General features: G+C 73.1%; 18 protein-coding genes. 12 read left to right on the forward strand and 6 right to left on the reverse strand.

Translation table 11 applies throughout. The features are described from left to right. Positions 1-264 precede the first annotated feature (264 nt). Together ACSDR0_RS44495 and ACSDR0_RS44500 are read right to left on the reverse strand one after the other, a co-directional pair. A complete protein-coding gene (locus ACSDR0_RS44495) occupies positions 265-867 on the reverse strand; it encodes a TetR/AcrR family transcriptional regulator (protein WP_435295017.1) in 603 nt (200 codons plus the stop codon). A gap of 173 nt (positions 868-1,040) precedes the next feature. Continuing rightward, positions 1,041-1,910, reverse strand: a complete 870-nt coding sequence (locus ACSDR0_RS44500) for an LLM class F420-dependent oxidoreductase (protein WP_435295018.1) — start codon at positions 1,908-1,910, stop codon at positions 1,041-1,043. A gap of 381 nt (positions 1,911-2,291) precedes the next feature. Between ACSDR0_RS44500 and ACSDR0_RS44505 the strand changes: the two genes are divergently transcribed. The 8 genes from ACSDR0_RS44505 (at position 2,292) to ACSDR0_RS44540 (ending at position 9,823) form a co-directional block, all read left to right on the forward strand. Then, on the forward strand, positions 2,292-2,537 hold the full coding sequence (locus tag ACSDR0_RS44505; protein WP_435295019.1) for an AfsR/SARP family transcriptional regulator: 246 nt from the start codon (positions 2,292-2,294) through the stop codon (positions 2,535-2,537). A gap of 187 nt (positions 2,538-2,724) precedes the next feature. After that, complete coding sequence (mdcA, locus tag ACSDR0_RS44510) at positions 2,725-4,377, forward strand: malonate decarboxylase subunit alpha (RefSeq protein WP_435295020.1); 1,653 nt, start codon at positions 2,725-2,727, stop codon at positions 4,375-4,377. A gap of 7 nt (positions 4,378-4,384) precedes the next feature. Then, positions 4,385-5,305: a triphosphoribosyl-dephospho-CoA synthase gene (locus ACSDR0_RS44515; protein ID WP_435295021.1), complete on the forward strand. Its 921-nt coding sequence runs from the start codon at positions 4,385-4,387 to the stop codon at positions 5,303-5,305. Further along, a complete protein-coding gene (locus ACSDR0_RS44520; protein WP_435295022.1) occupies positions 5,293-5,586 on the forward strand; it encodes a malonate decarboxylase subunit delta in 294 nt (97 codons plus the stop codon). The genes ACSDR0_RS44515 and ACSDR0_RS44520 overlap by 13 nt, the downstream gene beginning before the upstream one ends. After that, positions 5,583-7,304 (forward strand): biotin-independent malonate decarboxylase subunit beta, encoded by a 1,722-nt coding sequence (locus ACSDR0_RS44525; protein WP_435295023.1) that lies wholly within the window; start codon positions 5,583-5,585, stop codon positions 7,302-7,304. Before ACSDR0_RS44520 ends, ACSDR0_RS44525 begins: the two co-directional genes overlap by 4 nt. Continuing rightward, positions 7,295-7,906 (forward strand): malonate decarboxylase holo-ACP synthase, encoded by a 612-nt coding sequence (locus tag ACSDR0_RS44530; RefSeq protein ID WP_435295024.1) that lies wholly within the window; start codon positions 7,295-7,297, stop codon positions 7,904-7,906. Before ACSDR0_RS44525 ends, ACSDR0_RS44530 begins: the two co-directional genes overlap by 10 nt. After that, positions 7,906-8,853, forward strand: a complete 948-nt coding sequence (locus tag ACSDR0_RS44535) for an ACP S-malonyltransferase (RefSeq protein WP_435295025.1) — start codon at positions 7,906-7,908, stop codon at positions 8,851-8,853. The genes ACSDR0_RS44530 and ACSDR0_RS44535 overlap by 1 nt, the downstream gene beginning before the upstream one ends. Positions 8,854-8,932: 79 nt before the next feature. Beyond that, positions 8,933-9,823: an alpha/beta hydrolase gene (locus ACSDR0_RS44540; protein WP_435295026.1), complete on the forward strand. Its 891-nt coding sequence runs from the start codon at positions 8,933-8,935 to the stop codon at positions 9,821-9,823. 62 nt (positions 9,824-9,885) lie between these two features. Here ACSDR0_RS44540 and ACSDR0_RS44545 read toward each other — a convergent pair whose 3' ends face one another. Together ACSDR0_RS44545 and ACSDR0_RS44550 are read right to left on the reverse strand one after the other, a co-directional pair. Further along, positions 9,886-11,859, reverse strand: coding sequence for a hypothetical protein (locus ACSDR0_RS44545; protein WP_435295027.1), 1,974 nt, complete (start codon positions 11,857-11,859; stop codon positions 9,886-9,888). A gap of 99 nt (positions 11,860-11,958) precedes the next feature. Next, positions 11,959-12,771 (reverse strand): aminoglycoside 3'-phosphotransferase, encoded by an 813-nt coding sequence (locus tag ACSDR0_RS44550; RefSeq protein ID WP_435295028.1) that lies wholly within the window; start codon positions 12,769-12,771, stop codon positions 11,959-11,961. A 267-nt stretch (positions 12,772-13,038) separates the two neighbouring features. On the opposite strand from ACSDR0_RS44550, the gene ACSDR0_RS44555 reads away from it, so the two are divergent. The 4 genes from ACSDR0_RS44555 (at position 13,039) to ACSDR0_RS44570 (ending at position 18,961) form a co-directional block, all read left to right on the forward strand. Beyond that, the gene (locus ACSDR0_RS44555) at positions 13,039-13,947 is read left to right on the forward strand and encodes a LysR family transcriptional regulator (RefSeq protein ID WP_435295029.1); all 909 of its coding nucleotides are present in this window, start codon (positions 13,039-13,041) and stop codon (positions 13,945-13,947) included. After that, positions 13,929-14,831, forward strand: coding sequence for a serine hydrolase (locus ACSDR0_RS44560; protein ID WP_435295034.1), 903 nt, complete (start codon positions 13,929-13,931; stop codon positions 14,829-14,831). The genes ACSDR0_RS44555 and ACSDR0_RS44560 overlap by 19 nt, the downstream gene beginning before the upstream one ends. A gap of 392 nt (positions 14,832-15,223) precedes the next feature. Further along, complete coding sequence (locus tag ACSDR0_RS44565; protein ID WP_435295030.1) at positions 15,224-16,375, forward strand: CobW family GTP-binding protein; 1,152 nt, start codon at positions 15,224-15,226, stop codon at positions 16,373-16,375. A gap of 279 nt (positions 16,376-16,654) precedes the next feature. After that, complete coding sequence (locus tag ACSDR0_RS44570; RefSeq protein WP_435295031.1) at positions 16,655-18,961, forward strand: catalase; 2,307 nt, start codon at positions 16,655-16,657, stop codon at positions 18,959-18,961. Positions 18,962-19,000: 39 nt separating this feature from the next. On the opposite strand, the gene ACSDR0_RS44575 is transcribed toward ACSDR0_RS44570, so the two are convergent. Further along, positions 19,001-19,648, reverse strand: a complete 648-nt coding sequence (locus ACSDR0_RS44575; protein ID WP_435295032.1) for an SRPBCC family protein — start codon at positions 19,646-19,648, stop codon at positions 19,001-19,003. Then, positions 19,645-20,034, reverse strand: coding sequence for an ArsR/SmtB family transcription factor (locus ACSDR0_RS44580; protein ID WP_435295033.1), 390 nt, complete (start codon positions 20,032-20,034; stop codon positions 19,645-19,647). Before ACSDR0_RS44580 ends, ACSDR0_RS44575 begins: the two co-directional genes overlap by 4 nt. Positions 20,035-20,228: the final 194 nt, after the last annotated feature.

Raw genomic sequence — 20,228 nt, forward strand, 5'->3', positions numbered from 1 at the left:
CCGCGACCACTACATCGTGGTACGCGCCGAGCACATCACCGGCCGCCGCCTCTCATCCCGGCACGGCGGGCGGGAAACCTGACACCCGCCCAGAAGCCGCCCCACCACCCCTCGCGGCCCCTTCCATCGACCGGGATGAGGTCATCGGCCGTGATGTCCCCGAGGCGATGGGCGTCCCGCCGGACAGGGCGGCCCCGGCCCGGCGGGTCGTTCGCACGGCCCCGGCTCTGGAGACGATCCCCGGGGCGGGCGGGGCCGCTCCGGTCACGCCGGGTCGTTCGCGCCGCTCCCGCCGGGGCACGTGAGCGCGAGGGTCGCGCGCCGGGCGGCCGCGATCACGTCGTCCGGGCCCGCGTCCGTCCCCTGCGCCGCGAGGAGTGCCGCGCTGACGGTGTCGAAGGCCATGCGGATGAGGAGACGGTCCTCGGTGGTCGTGCCGTCATCGGCGAAGAGGTCGACGACGCGGTCGAAGCCCGAGCGGACATCCTGGCCGCCGGCGGCGAGGCGCCTCACCAGCGGCTGGTTGGCGTGCGCCAGCCGCATGGCCTGGAGGCGCTCGGGAGTCGTGCCGTCTATCCAGCGAAGCGCCGTTTCCCGCAGCAGCCCCGGTGCGGGCGGCTGCCCGGCGATCCAGTCGACGAGGCCGTCGAGTTCGTGCCGGCGCTCCTCCATGAGGCTCGTCACGATCGCGTCCTTGCTGGGGAAATGGTAGTAGAGCGATGACTTCGTGGTCCCGAGGGCATCGGCGATGTCCCGGATCGACGTGCCCTCGAACCCCTTCTCGGTGAAGAGCCTCAGCGCGACGCGCAGGATCTCCGCCCGTGTCTCCGCACCCGTGCGCCGTTCACTGTCCGGGGTGGTCGTCATCGCCGGTCCTTTCGTCGGGGCCAGTCTACTGGCTTACCGATCGATCGTTCAGTGAAGGTGTCGCGACGGCCTCCACCGGCGCCCCGGCCGTACCGCCACCCGTCCCCGAGCCGCGCGGGGCGGGCTCACGGGCGCGGAGGGGTTTCCATGGTCCGGATTTCCGGAAGGGCGGCCTAGGCTTTCCGCGGTTCGAGCGTCTCGGCCACGGTCTCCAGCGCGGCCAGGTGGTCGTCGACCGACCTCAGCCCCGCGTTCATGGTGCTGACCGCGAGGTGGGTGGCACCGGACTCCCGCCATCGGCGGGCCAGATCGTCCAGTTCCTCCGCGTCGCCCGTCCAGCCGACCCGGCCCTCCATGCCGAGCGCGGAGGGGTCGCGTCCCGCCTGTACGGCGGCCTCCTCGACCATCGCCTTGGCCTCGTCCAGCGTCGGCCCCGGAGGCACCTGCGGAAACCAGCCGTCGGCCAGCCGCCCGGTACGCCGGTACGCCGGGGGCGACTGCCCGCCGAACCAGATCGGGATCGGCCGCCGCACCGGCAGCGGCGCCAGCCCCGCCCCGGTCACCCGGTCGTAGGTGCCCTCGAAGGTGACCGACCGCTCGGTCCACAGCCGTCGCATCAGCTGCACCTGCTCCTCGGCGCGCTTGCCCCGGCTGCCGAAGTCCTGGCCGAGGGCCTCGTACTCGACCTTGTTCCACCCCAGCCCCACGCCCAGCCGCAACCGCCCGCCGCTGAGCAGATCGACCTCCGCCGCCTGCTTGGCCACCAGAACCGTCTGCCGCTGGGGCAGGATGATGATCGCGGTGACCAGTTCCAGCGAGGTCAGCGCGGCGAGATACCCGAAGAGGACCATCGGCTCGTGGAACGTCGACTCGATGTCGTAGACGCCCTTCCACCCCTGGTGAACCTCCGGGTCGGCACCGACAACGTGGTCATAGGCCACCAGATGCCGGAAACCGAGCTCCTCGGCCCCCTGCGCGTAGGCGCGCACCGCGCCCGCGTCCGCGCCGATCTCGGTCTGGGGAAAGACAACGCCGATTCGCATCCATGGCTCCCGTCAACGGTCGGGCGAACTCACCGATCATCATTCCGCGCACGACACCGCTCAACCGCGCGCGCGACGCCTTGGCGGCCTGTCCGGATGGAAAGATCTGCCCATGACCGCGCCTCGGCCGCGCCCTCCCGTGCCCTCCCGTGCCCTCCCGCGCCGGACTCCAGGTGCGGGGCATGCGTCCTGACCGCTTCGAGCAACCGGCCCTTCGGCGGGGTCGCCATCACCTTTCCCGCCACGGTCGCGGTCGGCACGGTCTCGTTCCCGTCCGCGACCGGGCGACCGGGCGGGCGAACACCGAGGGCGACGATCGCGAGTCTCCTCGCGGTCTTCTCCCGTCGACGGGCCCGCCTGTGCCGAGGGTAGCTTGACCCGGTGAGATTCGGAGTTCTGGGCCCGCTTTCCGTATGGACCGCCGACGGGCGCCCCGTGCGGATCCCCGAGCCGAAAATCCGCGCGCTCCTCGCCGACCTGCTGGTCCACGAGGGCCGCCCGGTGTCGCCCGACCGGCTCGCGGACGACCTGTGGGGGGCGAGTCCGCCCGGCGACCCGGCCAACACCCTGCAGACGAAGGTCTCCAGGCTCCGCGGCGCCCTGGGCGAGGTCGTCCTCGACCTGTGAGAGCCCGTCCCTTTCCCGGGAGGTCTCCCCGCGCGACGCGGACGCCGCGCACCCCTCCCCCACAGCGGTGGGGGCCGCCGGGCCAATACCGAACCCCGATCACCGACCGTGATCTTTTACCGTGATTTGAGTTATTTCTTCTATTTCGCGAGGTATCAGCCCCAAAGACCTTAATTGGGGGCAGGCGATGGCACTCGCGAAGGTGGTCACCCGGGACTGGACACGGCGGCGGGCCGCGAAACGGGAGCGGTTGGAGGCGGTGCGGTCCTTCACCTCGGACCGGGTGCTGGACACCGGGCGGACGCGCGACGCCCTGCAGGCGTTGCTGCGTCCAGGCGACCGGGTGGCGCTGGAGGGCGACAACCAGAAACAGGCGGACTTCCTCGCCGAGTCGCTGGCCGGTTGTGATCCGGACGTGGTTCACGACCTCCACATGCTGATCTCCTCGATCAGCCTGCGCGAGCACCTGGACGTCTTCGAGCGCGGCGTGGCCCACCGCCTCGACTTCTCCTACGCCGGCCCGCAGAGCGTGCGCATGGCGCAGTTGCTCGCCGACGGCAAGGTCGAGGTCGGGGCGATCCACACCTACATCGAGCTGTACGCGCGGATGTTCGTCGACCTCACCCCGGACGTCGCGCTGCTCTGCGCCGAGCAGGCCGACCGCGAGGGAAATCTGTACACCGGCCCCGGCACCGAGGACACCCCGACCATCGCCGAGGCGACGGCGTTCCACGACGGCGTGGTCCTGGTCCAGGTCAACGAGCTGGTGGACCGGGTTCGCCGGGTGGACATCCCCGGTGACTGGGTGGACCTGGTCGTGGAGAGTCCCCGGCCGTTCGCGCTGGAGCCGCTGTTCACCCGGGATCCCCGCCAGATCGGCCCGGTGGAGATCCTGATGGCCATGCTGGCGCTGCGCGGGATCTACGAGCGGCACGGCGTGACCACGCTGAACCACGGGATCGGCTTCGACACCGCGGCGATCGAGCTCATCCTGCCCACGTACGGTGAGGAGCTGGGCCTGCGCGGGAAGATCTGCAAGCACTGGACGCTCAACCCGCACCCGACGCTCATTCCCGCCATAGAGAGCGGCTGGGTCGAGTCGGTGCACTGCTTCGGCGGGGAACCCGGCACGGAGCGCTACGTCGCCGCCCGCCCGGACGTGTTCTTCACCGGCAGGGACGGATCGCTGCGGTCGAACCGGGTGCTGTGCCAGCTCGCGGGCCAGTACGCCGTGGACATGTTCATCGGGTCGTCGCTGCAGATCGACGCCTGCGCGAACTCCTCGACGGTCACCGAGAGCCGGCTGACCGGTTTCGGCGGAGCGCCCAACATGGGACACGATCCGCACGGCCGCAGGCACGCCTCCCCCGCCTGGCTGAGCCTGCCGGCCGGCGAGGCCTCCGCGCCGCGAGGGCGCAAGCTCGTCGTGCAGATCACGCAGACCTTCCGCTCCGGCGGCGTCCCGGCGTTCGTGGAGTCGCTGGACGCGGTCCAGGTGGGCAGGGACGCTGGCATGCCCATCCCGCCGATCATGATCTACGGTGACGACGTCAGCCACGTGGTGACCGAGGAGGGGGTGGCCTACCTCTACCGGGCCGCCGGCCTGGCCGAACGGCGTGAGGCGGTGGCCGCGATCGCGGGCGCCACCCCGGTCGGCCGCGACATGGACGAGCGGCGCGTGGAGGAGCTGCGCCGCGACGGTCTGGTGGCACTGCCGGAAGACCTCAAGGTCGACGTCCGCAGGGCGGACCGCTCCCTGCTGGCGGCCCGCAGCGTCGAGGATCTCGTCGCCTGGTCCGGTGGCCTGTACGACCCGCCCGCCCGGTTCCGGACCTGGTGAGCGGCAGATGACCGTCATCGGTGGCGCGCCCGCGACGGGGACGACGGGAACGACGGGAACACGGACGCCGGGACCGTCCGCGGCCCTGCTCGCCGACCTGGCCGTCCGGGCGCTCGGCCAGGAGGCACGGCTGAGCCCCAAGCCCGGCCTGGCCGACCGCCGTGGGCGCGGCGCGCACGACGACATGGATCTGCCGCTCCTCCTGGCCTCCGCCCAGGCGCTGCGCCCCACGTTCCGCTCCGTCGCCGAGGTGGCGGAGCGGACGGCCGCCGGGATCGAACGCCGGGATGAGCTGGGCCGGCTCGGCCGCGCGGGCGAGGCGGCCATGCTGCGGGTCACACGAGGGGTGAACACGCACCGCGGGGCGCTGTGGACGCTCGGGCTGCTGGTCGCCGGCGCCGTCGGCGCCGCCGACGAGCGGGAGGCCGCCCGCCGCGCGGCCCGGCTGGCCGCCCTTCCCGACCGGCACCTCCCCGTCCGAGCGCCCTCCCACGGCGAGCTGGCCCGGCGGCGGTACGGGGTGCGCGGTGCCCGCGGCGAGGCCGAGGCCGCCTTCCCCCACGTCGTCGAGGTCGCCCTGCCGCGGCTGCGCCGGGCCGGGGCCGCCGGGGTCGCCGAGGAGGTGGCCCGGCTGGACGCGTTGCTGGAGGTGATGAGCCTCCTGGACGACACCTGCGTCCTGCACCGCGGCGGCCCCGAGGGCCTGCGCGTCGTACGGTCCGGTGCCGCACGCGTCCTGGCCGAGGGAGGCGCGGGTACGGTCCGCGGCCACGCCGCCCTCCTCGAACTGGACGAGCGCTGCGTCGCACGGCGGCTGTCGCCGGGCGGAAGCGCCGACCTGCTGGCCGCCGCGCTCTTCCTCGACATGGTGCCGTGGCCGGAGCACGTCGCCCGGGCCGAACGGAAGGTGGTCACGTGCAAACGCTGAACTACGAGTTCCCCGCCGACCGGCCGCCCGCCCGTCGAGCGCACGTCGGGGTGGTCGGTTCGGGGGATCTGGAGGTCCTGATGACCCCGGAGCCCGCCACCGTCGCCCGGGTGCGCGTACGCACCAGCGTCGACGGGTTCGACACGGTGTGGCGAACCGTGCTGGAGCGGTTCTTCGCCCGCCACGGTGTCGCCGGGAGCTTCGAGCTCAACGACTTCGGGGCGACACCCGGCGTGGTCACCCTGCGCCTGCGACAGGCCGTCGAGGAGGGCAGGGCATGACGTCACAGGACACCCGGACGGACTGGAACGCGCTGCTCAGCCGTACCGGCTTCATCGAACTGGGCGCCCGGGCGCGCGCCGTCGCGCTGCTCGACACCGGCACCACCCGCGAGCTGTGCGGCCCCTTCGACCGGATCGAGTCGCCCTGGCTGGAACCCCAGGGCGTCGTCCCGGAGTCCGACGACGGCGTCGTCGTGGTCAAGGGAAGGCTTGGCGGGCACCCCGCGGTCGTGATCGGCATCGAGCAGGCCTTCCAGGGCGGCGGCATCGGTGAGGTCTCCGGCTCGAAGATCGCCGCCACGCTGTCCCTGGCCGCCGCCGACAACCGCGACGGCACCCCGACGGCCGCGATCCTGCTGCTGGAGACCGGGGGCGTACGCCTGCAGGAGGCCAATCTGGGCCTGGCCACGACCGCGGAGGTGTGCTCCGCCCTGCTGGAGTTGCGCGCCCTCGGGCCCGTCGTCGGCGTCATCGCCGGAGCGCTGGGCTGCTTCGGCGGCATGAGCATCGCCGCCGGGCTGTGCACCAGACTGATCATGACCAGGGAGGGCCGTCTCGGGCTCGACGGTCCCGCGGTGATCGAGTCCGAGGCCGGCATCGCCGAGTTCGACGCCTCCGACCATTCGCTGATCTGGTCGGTCGACGGCGGCACGCAGCGCACCGGGACCGCCCTGGCCGACGTGCTCGTCCTCGACGACATCACCGCCGTGCGAGCCGCCGTGATCGACGCGGTGGGACGCGGCGTGCCCGGCGAGCACCGCTCTCGGCGAATCGACGAGCTGCGGGCCCGCCTCCAGGCCGTCGACCCGGCCGACCCGCCGGAGCCGGCCGGCCTCGCGGCCGTCTGGGCGAGGGCCGTACCGCCGGAAGCCGTACCGCCGAGGGTCTTACCGCCGAAAAGGAGGCGGGCGATGAGCCGGGGCCTGAACTGGACGCGAGCGCTCGCCGACGGTGACGTGAGCGACGTGGTCCCGTCGGTGATCACGGCGGACGCCTCGCTGGGGGGCGACACCGCCCGCCTGATCGCCGTCGTGCCGGACCCGCGAAGCCCGTACCACCGGGCCCGCGACGGCGAGGTCGGCCTGCGCGAGGGGCTCTCGCTCGCCGAGGCGGTGACCTGTGTCCTCACCGGGGACGCGCGCCTGCCCGACGACCGCCGACGCCCGATCGTCGCCGTCGTCGACGTTCCCAGCCAGGCGTACGGGCGCGTCGAGGAGCTGCTCGGCATCCACCACGCCCTGGCCACCGCGGTGGACGCCTACGCCCGCGCTCGCACCGCCGGGCACCCCGTGATCACGCTCATCGTCGGAACGGCGCTGTCCGGCGGATTCCTGGCGCACGGTTCGCAGGCCAACCAGATCCTGGCGCTCGACGATCCCGGCGTGGTGATCCACGCCATGCACAGGAAGGCCGCCGCGAAGGTGACCCGCCGGACCGTCGACGAGCTTGACGAGCTGGCACGGCACGTCATCCCGCTGTCCTACGACGTCACAGACTGGGCGAGGCTCGGCCTGTGCGACGAGCTCCTGGAGGTCGAGAACGCCGACGACCCGACCGGCGGGGACGTCAGGAAGGCGAAGGACGCGCTCACCGCCGCCGTCGAACGGGCCCGCCGTGGCCCTCGCGACCTGAGCAACCGCCTCACCTCGCCCGGCGCCCGGCGAACGCGGGCGGCCTCCCGCCGCGTCCGCGAGGCGCTCGCCGCCCAATGGCGATGACCGCGCGCCCGCACGACCTGCTGCGGCTCACCGGAGCCGCGGCACTCGGCGACGCGCTCCCGGACTGGGTTCCCGCGTCGATCGCCGCCTGCCCCTGGGGCGTCGTACGGCGGGCACCGCACCCGCCCGGCCTCGTCCCGGTCGGCATCCGAGGGCCCGAGCGATGGCAACGCCACGCCGCCCTCGTTCCCGTCGGCGCGGTCACCCGATCCGTGCCGCCGGAGGCACTGTGCGACCGGCGGCCCCGCCTCCCCCTGCTCGCCGCCACCCTCTCCGCCGTCGCCCTCCGGCTCGCCACCGAACTGGACGCCGGCGCCACCTGGGGCCCGATCGGCGCCGTCGGCTTCGAGCTGGCCACCGGACAGCCGGCCCCCCATCCCGGAAGCGACCTGGACCTGCTGATACGGACACCGCACAGGCTGGAGCGGACCCGCGCCGCGCGCCTGGTGGCCGCCTTCGCCGCCCTCCCCGGCAGGGTCGACTGCCAGCTGGAGACACCCGGCGGCGGGGTCTGCCTCACCGAGTGGGCCCGCACCGGCGGCCCCGTCATGGTCCGCACCGACTACGGCCCGTACCTGGTGGACGACCCGTGGGCCCTCTGATGAGCGTCGCGTTCCTCTATCCCGGCCAGGGCACCCAGCGACCCGGGATGCTCCACGACCTGCCCGACCACCCGGCCGTCACCGCGACCCGCGCCGAAGCCGAGCGGATCCTGCCCGGCTCGTCCCGGCGGGACGACGCGGAGGCGCTGGAGTCCACCGTCACCACGCAGGTCGCGCTCTGCGTCGCCGGAGTCGCCGCGACCCGCGCCCTCGCCCGCGAGGGCGCCGTCCCCGACGCCGTGGCCGGGCACTCCGCCGGAGCGTTCCCCGCCGCCGTCGCCGCCGGGGCCCTGACCTTCGCCGAAGCCCTCGCGGCCGTACGCCACCGCGGCGAACTGATGCGCGACGCCTACCCTCACGGGTACGGCATGGCGGCCGTACTCGGGCTGGCCGTGCCCCAGGTCCGGCGCGTGGTCGAGTCGATCACCACCGACGACGACCCGGCCTACGTGGCCGTCATCGACACCGACCAGCAGGTCGTGGTCGCCGGCAGCGGCGGCGCCCTGGAGCGCCTCAGCGTGACGGCCTCCCGGGCCGGCGCCCGGCGCGTACAGCGCCTGGACATTGGCGTCCCCTCGCACTGCCCGCTGCTCGGCCGCGTCGCCGACGCGATGGCGGACCACCTCGCCACGATCCCCCGGCGCCCCCTCACCGTTCCCTGCGTCGGCGGCGCGGGGCGCCTCCTGCGCGACTCCGGCGCCGTCCTCGACGACCTCGCCCGTGGCATCGCCACCACGGTGAGATGGCGCGACGCCATCGCCCTGCTCGGCGAGCTCGGCACGACCCTGTTCGTCCAGACACCCCCCGGGAACGTCCTCGCCGCGATCGTCCGGGCCGTCCACCCCCGCGCCCGTGTCATCACCCTCGCAGGCACCGGCATCGCCGACGCGGCACTGCTCGCCCGCCGCGCCCACGGACATGGGGCTGGAGAACGGACTCCTCCATGAGGCCGGCGACATGACACCGGACTGCCCGGCACCGCTCGCCGGAACCCAAAAATCACCCATCGCATCGAGGGAGAGAGAAATGGAACCCGCGCGCACCCGCCGGCGGCTCAGGGGGCTCGCCCCCGCCGTGGCATTTGCAGTGATCGCCGCGCCCGCGGTGGCGTCTCCGGCGACCGGCGACCCGGCGGCCACGACGACACGCGCGTCGTCGGCGCTCACCGGCGAGCCGTTGCCCTGCCGGTCGCCGGGCCGCTCCAAGCCCACGGTCGTCCTGGTGCACGGCGCCTGGGCCGACGCCTCCAGCTGGAGCGGCGAGGTGAGCTCCCTGCAACGAGCGGGTTACGTCGTGCGGGCCATAGCCAATCCGCTGCGCGACCTCACCACCGACGCCGCGTCCGTCGCCGGCTTCCTGAGGACCGTTTCCGGCCCGATCGTGCTCGCCGGGCACTCCTACGGAGGCTCGGTGATCACGAACGCCGCCGCGAGCGTCCCGAACGTCAAGGCCCTGGTGTACGTCGACGCGGCGGCGCCCGACGTCGGGGAGACCACCGGCGGGCTCAGCGGCCGCGACTCCGCCCTCGCCGCCGCCCCCGCCTCCCTCTACGACATGGTGTCCTACCCGGGCGCGCCCCGGGGAGCGACGGACCTGTACCTCAAGCGGGACACCTTCGTCCGCTCGTTCGCCTCGGACCTGCCCCGGGAGACCGCCGTACGCCTGTGGGCCTCCCAGCGGCCCGCCTCGACCAGCGCGTTCACGACGCCGTCGAAGGCCGCGGCGTGGAAGACGATCCCCTCCTGGTACTTCATCAGCACCGGCGACCGGATCATCACCCCGTCCTCGGAACGGTTCATGGCCCGCCGGGCGCGCTCGAAGGTCACCGAGTTCCCCGGCGGCTCCCACCTGACCCTGATATCGCATCCGGACGCGGTGACGGCGGTGATCGGATCCGCGATCTGCTCCGTCCGCTAGGCATGGCACGTCACGGCGCCGGTGCCCCCCGGCCACCGGCATCGCGGCCTTGAAGTGCCCGGCTACGGGCGGGCTCCCTGAACGGCCCCCCGCAGGACCTCCCGGAGTACCAGGTCGTCGTGGATCGCCGCCCAGCCGCCGTCCCAGCTGTGGCGGCGGTCGTCGGAGAGGACCGCCCCCATCGTCGACAGGTAGCCGGCCGGGAGGTCCTCGATCCCGGCCAGGTAGCCGGCGGCGGCCCGGACGATGGGCTCCGCCCTGCCGTCGAGCAGGTCCCGCACGGGACGCATGAGGATGTGGCCGCCTTCGGCGACGTCACCGGTGATCCGGATGAGGGCGTGCGCCGCCTCCAGCGCCGTCCACGGTTCGAGGGCTCGCGCGAGGAGCCGGAGGGTCGGCACGTGGCCGGAGGCGTGTGCTTCGAGGTCCGCCAGGCGGGGCGTGGTCGTGTTCCGGTCGCCGAGCCGGGGGCCGAGGGCCCGCAGCGCGGGTTCGGGGTCGCCCGTGACCCGCCAGTAGGCCCACGGGACGGCATCGGCCGCCATCTGGCGGGCATAGGGGTGGTCGAGGCCGGCTTCGGGGGCGTCCAGCAGGTCTCGCAGCGCCGGTTCGGCGAAAGCCGCGTCCGGGCCGATCGCGCCGAGCGCTTCGGCCGCCCAGTGCCGCAACCGCCCGCCGAGGAGGTCGGTGATCTGGGGGACCGCGGGGGCCGCGGGCGGACCCCATGCGCCGAGGGTCTGCAGGAGTGTTCGCCCCAGTTGCTCCTCCACGTCCGGGCGCAGCCGCCGGCGGATCACGGGAAGCAGTGCCTGCGCCCGGTCCGAGCAGGGCGCGAGGATCTGCTGGAGCGAGGGGGTCCACATCGGATACCCGTACCTCTTCCCCGTGTGCATGGACGACAGGGAGGATCCCGGCCGCTCCCCGCCGATCCGTTCGGCCAGCTCCGGCAGGCAGCGTTCGTCGCCCGACCACGCCAGCCCCCAGACGGCCACGTCGGCCACCGCCGGAAGGCCGGGGACCCGCGCCCGGTCGTTCAGATGCGCGGCGAACAGGTCCGCGTCCTCCCCGCCGGGCCGGGCGTGCGCGCCGAGCAGATGAAGGACGCGGGTCCGCGTCTCCACGTCGGGGTCGGCGAAGCGTTCACGCAGGGCCGGCAGGAGCCGGTGAGGCCGCCGCGAGACCGAGAGCAGACCTGCCGCGGCGTGGACGGCGCCCAGCCGACGGCCCAGATCGGGGTGGGCGAGCAGTGTGAGACAGGCGTCCTCTCGGGCGTCCAGGTCGTCACCCAGCCGATCGATCACCCACCGGACCGTTGAGGCGGGAGCACCCGGGAAGTGCTCGCTGCCGGACCAGGCCGTCAGGTCTCCGGACAGGGCCGCCAGGAGCGGTTCGACGTCGGCGGGGCGGCCCGGCAGGGCCTCCCCGAGCGCCAGGGTGGCGGCGAACCTCAGTTGCTCGTCCGGATCCCGGGTGAGGTCGCGGAGCCAGAGCAGCGTTTCGGGGAGGGTCGCGGCCGTCAGGGATCCGGCGAGCGCGCCCACCGCGAGCACCTGGTCCAGGCGGGTGACCGCGTCCTGCGCGGACCACCGGTCGCGGAGTGCGCCGACGACCAGGTCGGCGTGGGTGACGGCCTCCTCCAGCACCGAGGTCACCGTCCGGCGCACTCGAGGGTCGCTGTCGTCCAGAAGCGCGACCAACCGGGGCACGGCCTGCGCCCACACCTCCGCCCAGCCGTCGGCGACCAGGCGCGGAGCGACCTCACGTGCCGTCAGCGCGAGCATCTCGACGATCTCCAGAACCTCGCGGCGGCAAGAAACCCGGGACGACTCGGCGGCCTCCACCAGGAACGGCAGAGCCGCGACGGCCGCCGAGCACACGAACCCGCCCTGGTGATGGAGCTCGTTCAGCAGCTCGCCCGCCGCCTCGGCCGCCGCCGCCTCGTCCAGGAGGGCGTGGAACAAGGAGGGCATGTCGGCCTCCCCCCGGTAGGCGTAGACCAGGTCATGCCAGGGCACGTGATCAAGACCGTCGAACATACCGGGAAGGCTATCCAGCGGCCTTTGTGAAGTTCGCCGAGTTGTTCCGAAAGCTGATTGCCGCCCCCGTCCGGCAGGGCCGAACCGGAGCCCCGACGGTCACGCCAGGTCCCAGAGCAGGCGGTAATAGGCGATGCGCTCCGGATCCGGGGCGATCCCGTACGCGTCGTACACGACGCCGTCGTAACCCGGCCCGAAGTTCAGCCCCATGCTCCACGCCGCGACCGCGAGGTCGGCCCACCGGTCGGCCACCCCGAGCGACCCCAGGTCGACGTGCGCGGCGAACGTGCCGTCGTCGTGCAGCAGGGTGTTGGGGACGCACGCGTCTCCGTGACAGACGACGAGGCGGTCGACGGCGGGCGGATCCCCGATGCGCGCCCGGGCCTCCGCGAGGTCCAGATGCCGGTGCTCGGGGAACCAGTCGGCCGGCCCCTCGCCGTCGGCGATGCGCTCGTCGGCACGTGCGAGCCGTCGATCGACACTCCAGTCGTACGGGCAGCGGTCCACGGGCAGGGCGTCGTGGAGCAGGCGCAGCCCCCGGCCGAGCGCGGCCGCCGCGGTCGCCGGGTCGGTGCTCCACCGGGGATCCACCGCCGAGAGGCCCGGGACCGCCGCCGTGACCAGCCACGCGCCGTCGGCGTCCGTACCGTGCTCGATAACCCGCGGGACGGCCGCCCATCGCCGCGCCCAGGCCAGGCGCTCCGCCTCGCCGGGAAGATCGATCTCCGGGGTGCCCGCGGGGACCCACTTGGCGTATCTGGTGCCGTCGCGCCCGTTCTCGAGGCGGAACGTCAGGCCGCCGAGCTCGTTGCGCCACACCGGAGTGACGGCGTCGCCGGCGGCGAGCGCCCTGACGACGGCGGGGACGCTCACGGGGCCGGTCGGGATCTCGGAGATGACGGGGCGGCTCATGAGGACTCGATCCTCCAAGGGAGCGGCCCCGTTGACAAATCGTTTTCGCGCCGGAGAGGCCGTCGCCGGGGTCACCCCGAAGCCTGATGCCCGGATCCGGCACCGGGAACGGTCAGAGCCGGGGGATTTCGCCGACGCGTGCGCGCCACAGGTCGTCTCGGGGCCCCGTCGCCACGGCGGGCCGCCCCGCGGGGTTGATCATCGGAGCTCGATGCCGTCAAAGGTGAGAGCAGCCGGTTTCATGCTGAAACGGCATAGACTCACCGGGTGGACGTCCTTGGAGCCTGGAGAGCGTTCGTCAACGTGAGCGAGCGGGGAAGCTTCACGGAGGGCGCGGCGGCCACGCGCGTGCCGCAGTCGGTCGCGAGCCGCCGGATCGCCGCCCTGGAGAAGCACCTCGGGGAGCTGTTGTTCGATCGGTCGTCGCGCGGGGCGGTGCTCACGCAATTCGGCCGCGACATGCTTCCGTCGGCGAAGCGTCTCATCCGCCTGGCCGACGACATGGAGCACGAGGCGGAGCGGGCCAAGCTCAATCCCCTTCGCCTCGCCGTTCCCGACATCTGCACCGTTCGCGACCTCGCGCGCCTCGACGCCGAGGCCCGCCGGAACGGCATCTACCTCGACTTCCATGCCGCCGCGCCCGCCGAACGGGCGGAACTCGTCCGATCTCGCGAGGTCCGCGCCGCCCTCACGGTCGTACCGCCCGGCGAGGCGACCTGGTCCGTACGGCTCGGCCTCGCCGGCACCACGGATCTCCCCGTGGAAACCGTCTACGTCGAGACCCTCCGGGCCGGCCGTGCCGCGCGGTCGTCGCGAAGAAGCCGGATCTGGATCCAGCCCGAGGACGACGTCCCCCACATCCGCGACCGGATGTTTCGGACGCGGGACGCCGTCGGCCTCCAGCCCGCGCAGGTCGGCGTCTCGGCCACGCTCACCGCCGCCACGGCGGAGGTCCTCGGCTCGGCGGACCTCCTCCTGTGCTCGGTCGGGCAGGCCGAGGAACTGGGGCTACACTGGCGCCCGGTCGGCGAGATCCACCTCGTCCGCGGCTTCGAGGTGTCAGCCGCCGTCAGGGACGACGCGGAGCGCATCAGGACCCGGCTGTGGCACGCGATCGCCCGCTGCCTTGGCGTGCGCGAAAGAGACGGAGGGACACCATCAAGGTCGAGAGCCTGATCCGTGAACTCCGGCGAACGCTCGACGACGCCGGACTGCGCGGATCGTTCCTGGTCCGGGACCTGCACTCCGGTGACGAGGTCGGCATCGAGCCGGACCTCGAGTTCCCGATCGCCTCGCTCGTCAAGGTCCCGCTCGCCATCGCGACGCTCGAACGCATCCGGAAGGGTGAGCTCGACGGCTCGGCGCAGATCCTCGTGCGGCCAGGCGGGATCACCACTCCGGGGCCGACCGGCCTGAGCAGGTTCCGGCACCCGGCCAGGATCGCCGTCGACGACCTGCTCTACCTCAGCACCGCCGTGAGCGACGGCACGGCGGCGGACGCGCTGTTCGCCCTCACCCCGCCCGCCGAGGTCTCGGCGGTGCTGCGGGAGCTGGGGCTGCGCGGCATCACGGTCCGCCACACCATCCAGGAACTCGTCGAGACCCCGGCGGAACGCCTCGACGAGGCCGACGTCCATCTCGCCCACTTCCTCGCCATCGAAGCGGGAACGGCCGGGCGGGGACATCGGGTCCAGCAGCTCGACGTGACGCGCGCGAACTCGGGGTCCGCGCGAGCGTTCATCGATCTTCTACGGGCACTGTGGACGCCGTCCGCGATCGACCCGGGCGTGGCCGGGCGCGTACGGGCCCTCATGGGCGACAACCTCCTGCGGCACCGGCTGGCACCCGACTTCAGCTCCGACGCGTCGAAGTGGTCCTCCAAGACCGGGACGCTTCTCAACCTCCGCCACGAGATCGGCGTCGTCGAGCACGCCGACGGCCAGGTCTTCGGTGTCGCCGTACTCACCGAGTCCCGCGTGCCGGCCATCAGCCAGCCTGGAGCCGAGGCGCTCATGGCGCAGGTCGCGCGCACACTCCGCGATCAGCTGCGCCATATGTGAATCCCGGCCCTCCGACCGGCCCTCCCAGCCCGCCACCCCCGTCCCTCCGGCCGCCCTCCCGGCCCGCCACACCCAGCCCGCCACGCCCGGCTCGCCGCCGCTCCGCTTCCCGGCCCCGCGCGTCTTCGAAGCCGCCGGCGCCGGCCCGGTGACGATCCCGTCGATGTCGCGGGCCGCCGGTTCCCGTGACCTTCACGTCCTCGTCCTCCAAGGCCCCGGGCGGCGCGGTCACGGAAAGGCGCGCGAAGAGGTGGCGGTCCACCGGGGACCCGCCTCGTACGAATGAAAACGATTATCGCTATCATGGCATCACCCGCACCCGTCCATCGGGGTCCGGCCGGCGGCACGTGCCGTTCCGGGAGGACCGCTGACGCGACGAGAAAGGAGCCGCCATGTCCGTCCCCGTCGTCATCGTCTCAGGAATGCATCCCGAACCTCGATCGGCCCTGGTGAGCCGCCTGCTCGCCCGCCACCCCGGATCGGTGGCGATCCACCACGACCTGCGGGAGGTGAGCGCCGGGCGCGTGGGACGCGTCGTACGCGACACGTCGGGAACGCTGGATCTGCGGGAGGTGCGACTCGCGCACGGCTGCGTCACCTGCACCGTGCGCGAGGATCTCGTCCCCGAGCTCCTCGCGCGAGCGGGCTCGGCGGCGCTGCTCATCGTGGAGCTGTGGGACTCGGTCGAGCCCAGGACCGTGGCCGAGTCCCTCGCCCGGCACGAGGACACGGCGGGCGTCCTGCGGCTGACCGGCGTGCTGGTCGCGCTGGACGCGGCACGCGCGACCGAGGACCTCTGCCGCGACGAGCCCCTGGCCGCCCACGGCAAACACGCCGCGGCCGGCGACGGGCGCCGCGTGGCCGAGGTGCTCGTCCGCCAGATCGAGTACGCCACCCATATCGTCGTGTCCGGCGCGGAGGAAGAGGACGTCGAGCTCGCCCACGCCGTGCTCGGCCACCTCGCCCCCACGACACCGGCCGAGGCGGCGGGGCCGGCCCTGCCCGCGGTCACCGGTGCGGGGATCGACGTGGAGATGCTCGGAGCCCGCGTCGACCCGGCGACCGCCCGGCTGCCCTGCGACGCGCGGACCGGGGAGATCTCCACCGTGGTCTGGCACCGGCTGCGTCCCCTGCACCCGCAGCGGCTGTTCGCCGCGGTCGACGAGCTGATCACCGGGACCGTCCGCAGCCGCGGCCGGTTCTGGCTGGCCACCCGGCACGAGCGTCTGCTCGCCTGGGACGCCGTGGCGGGCGTCGTCAGCGTCGAGGACGCCGGCCCCTGGCTCGTCACCCTGCCCGAGGCCGCCTGGGAGATGGAGAGTCCCGCCCGGCGCATGGCGGCCACCCTCGACTGGTCCTCCCTGCTGGGCGACCGCGTCCAGCACCTCGTCTTCACCGGCCCCGGCCTGGACCGGGAGCGCATCCTTCGGCTTCTGGACTCCTGCCTGCTCACCGAGGCCGAGATCCTGGCCGGCTCCGACGTCTGGGCCGGTTACCAGGACCCGTTCGCGGCCGTGCTCGGCCTCAGGGAGGCCTCCGCGTGAAGCCCCCCGCCCGGTCTCGACGGGCCCGGCACGTCGCCGGATCGGCCGCCCGTCACCCCGAATCCCACCACTTGCCCAAGAGGTTTTGACGTGATGATCAACAGGTGGGGCGGAACCGAGTGATCTGTCGCTCCGCGTGGTGATGTGGGACACGACGTGGCGTCACCACCGGCCGCAGGCGGCCTGACCCGCGCTTTCCGTGTTCCGGCCGCTGTGCCCGGATCCGGTTCCCGGCGGTGGTGACGGGTCTGCTGTCGCTGCGGCTCAAGGGGAGAAACGATGAAAGAGTCCCACCCGGTGAAGGAAGCGGTCGAGAAGATCATCGGCAAGGTGGCCGACACCGTGTCCGGCGAGCCGTCCGGCCCGGTCCCCCTCGGGCCCGGGAGCGAGACACCGGCGCTGGAGGAGCCGACCGAGCCCCGGCCGCCCCTGCCGCCCAAGCCCGGCCAGAGCGGGCCGGAGGCGTTCACCCCGACCGGGCAGCCCGCCGATGTGCCACCGGCGGCGCGGGCGCAGGGCGGCGAGTACCTGACGAACGCTCAGGGGACGCGGCTGGTGGACACCGACCACTCGCTCAAGGCCGGCCCCCGGGGACCGGTGCTGCTGCAGGACCACCACCTGCGCGAGAAGATCATGCACTTCGACCACGAGCGCATCCCCGAGCGCGTCGTGCACGCCCGCGGGGCCGCCGCGCACGGCGTCTTCCGCTCGTACGGCACGGCCTCGGCGGTGACCAAGGCGGCGTTCCTCTCCGAGGGCGTCGAGACCCCGGTCTTCGTGCGGTTCTCGACCGTGCTCGGCTCGCGCGGATCGGCGGACACGGTGCGCGACACGCGGGGGTTCGCCACCAAGTTCTACACCACCCAGGGGGTCTTCGACCTGGTGGGCAACAACATCCCGGTTTTCTTCATCCAGGACGCCATCAAGTTCCCCGACATCATCCACGCGGCCAAGCCGCATCCGGACCGGGAGATCCCCCAGGCCCAGAGCGCGCACGACACGTTCTGGGACTTCGTGTCCCTGCACACCGAGGCCACCCACCACACCCTGTGGAACATGTCCGACCGCGGCATTCCCCGCTCGTACCGGACGATGGAGGGGTTCGGCGTCCACACCTTCCGGCTGGTCGACGCCGAAGGGGCGACGACGCTGGTGAAGTTCCACTGGAAGCCCAAGGCCGGGGTGCACTCCCTGCTCTGGGAGGAGGCACAGCTGATCGGTGGCGTGGACCCGGACTTCCACCGGCGCGATCTGGCCGACGCGATCGAGGCGGGCGCCTATCCGCAGTGGGAGATGGGCATCCAGGTCTTCCCCGACACTCCCGAGCAGACCTTCGAGGGCATCGACCTGCTGGACGCCACGAAGATCGTGCCCGAGGAGCTGGCACCGGTCCAGCCGATCGGCCTGCTCACCCTCAACGCCAACCCGGTCAACTTCTTCGCCGAGACCGAGCAGGTCGCCTTCCACACGGGCCACCTGGTGCCCGGCATCGACATCACCGACGACCCGCTGCTCGCCGGGCGCATGTTCTCGTATCTGGACACCCAGATCAGCCGGCTGGGCGGCCCCAACTTCCCGCAGATCCCGATCAACCGCCCGCACGCCCCGGTCAACGACATGCTGCGTGACGGCTCCCACCAGACGGCGGTGCATGCCGGCGTCGCCCCGTACAAGCCCAACTCCCTGGACGGCGGCTGCCCGTTCTACGCCGGGATGGAGGAGGGCGCGTACCGGGAGACGCCCGTGCAGGTGCCCGCGGCGAGGAAGGTGCGTGAGGCTCCGGCGTCGTTCGCCGACCACTTCAGCCAGCCCCGCCGGTTCTGGCTGAGCCTGGCCCCGGTGGAGCGCGAGCACGTCATCGCCGCGTACACCTTCGAGCTCGGCAAGGTCTACGAGCAGGTGATCAAGGAGCGCACCCTGCTGGCGCTCGCCGAGATCGACCCGTACCTGTGCGAGCAGGTGGCCCAGGGCCTGGGCCTGCCCGCTCCGGCGCCGGCGGGCCCGCTGCCGTCCGTCGAGCCCAGTCCCGCGCTCTCCCAGCTCGGGCGGACCTGGCCCGCCACCGGCCGGGTCATCGGCATCGTCGCCGACGGGAGCAGCGACCTGGAGGCGGTCCGCGCCGTCCGCGGGACGGCCCTGGCCGGCGGCATGACGCCGCTGGTCATCGCCCCGGCGGGGGGCCTGCTCGGAGCCGGTGGCGCCGACCCGGTCACCGTGCACCGTACGTTCGCCACGGCCCGGTCCGTCGAGTTCGACGCCCTGCTGCTGGCCGGCGCGCCCGCGCCGGGCAGGGACGCCTACGGCTCCCGGGACGCCAAGGCGGGCAGCGGCGTGCCCGGCGCGCTCGTCGACCCGCGGGTGCTGCTGATGCTCGGTGAGGCGTTCCGCCACGCCAAGCCGATCGGCGGCTGGGGCGACGCCGAGCGGGCGCTCACCGCCGCCGGAATCGACGCCGCGGCACCCGGCGTGCTCGTCGCCGACGACGGCGACGGCAGCGGCGGCGGCAGGGTGCTGGAGGAGATCATCCGCTTGCTGGGACAGCATCGGGTCTGGGAACGCTTCCCTCCCGCGGCCGGCGTCGCCTGACCCGCCGCGCTGCCCTGGGACGCGGCGGCCACCGGACGATCAGGCGTTTCCGCTCCCTTCGGCCGTGGAGCCGGCGTCCGGGGCGAACTGCGCCAGCGAGACCTCGGCCGCCGCGGCGATCTCGGCGGCGCCGGCGGTGCCCGAGGCCTCGATCGCCTCGATCCACGCGTGGACCGACCGCCGGGAGAACTCCTGGCCCTCCGGCGAGTTCGCCGCCGCGACCGGGTCGTCGGCGACCTCGCCGGTGACGAACAGGCCCAGCGCCATGACGGCGCCGTCCCATCCGGGCCCGACGTAGAGCGCGCCCGCGCCGCTGCCGGCCATCTCCAGGGGAACGGTGTGCTCGAGTTCGAAGATGGTCGCATCCTCCCCGTCGGGGGACAGCCGCAACTCGACCAGGCTGCTCTCGGCCCCGAACGTCACCTTCAGCAGGCCGGGCGGCTCGCAGCGCAGGATCCGGCCGCCCGCGTTGCCCTCCAGCTGGAAGTCGCCGCCGGCCCGCAGATCGCCGCTGACCGGCAGGAACCAGCGCTTCATGCGGTCGGGGTCGGTCAGGGCCTCCCACACGTCCTGGATCGGCGCGTCGTAGCGGCGTCGCAGCAGCACGCCGATGCCCTCGCCGTCGCCGGCCGATCGGCTGCCGACCTCACGGTTGACGGCATTGATCTGGGCGATGATGTCGATCATGGGTCTTTCTTCTCCTTGACATTGGAAGCACTCCGGTCGCCGCACCCGGGGTCGTCGGTTGAGCGGCGTTCGCGTCCACCGCGGGTGAGCTCGATGGCCGGCACGTCCGGATGCGGGCTCCAGAACCGGCGGAAGCGCTCCAGCCACCTGTCGACCTCCCGCGGGGACGCGAGGTCCATGGCGTACAGGCGGCGGGTGCCCTCGGCCCGGACCGTCGCGAACCCGTTGTCCCGCAGCACCCGCAAATGCCGCGACACCGCCGAGTGGGAGATCTCGAACTCCTCCCGGACGACCGCGGTGATCGCGCCGGAAGGCTGCCCGCCGTCGGCGAGGAGTTCCAGGATCCGGCGCCGGACCGGATCACCGAGAACACCGAAGGCGTGCACAGGTCAGACTATTTCAGCACCTACTTATATAAGTCAATACTGCTATTCAGGGCTCCCCGGCTCGCACGCCCCCGCCCTCTTCCCGGCCGGGCCTTCCGGGGAGTGTTCCCACCCGTCGGGGCGCTCGACCGGGGTGATGCCGCACAGTTCGGCCACCTCGTCGAGGGGGACGTCCTCGGCGACGGCGCGGACCA

This window comes from Streptosporangium sp. G11 (assembly GCF_051192615.1).
In the GTDB taxonomy this organism is placed as follows: domain Bacteria; phylum Actinomycetota; class Actinomycetes; order Streptosporangiales; family Streptosporangiaceae; genus Streptosporangium.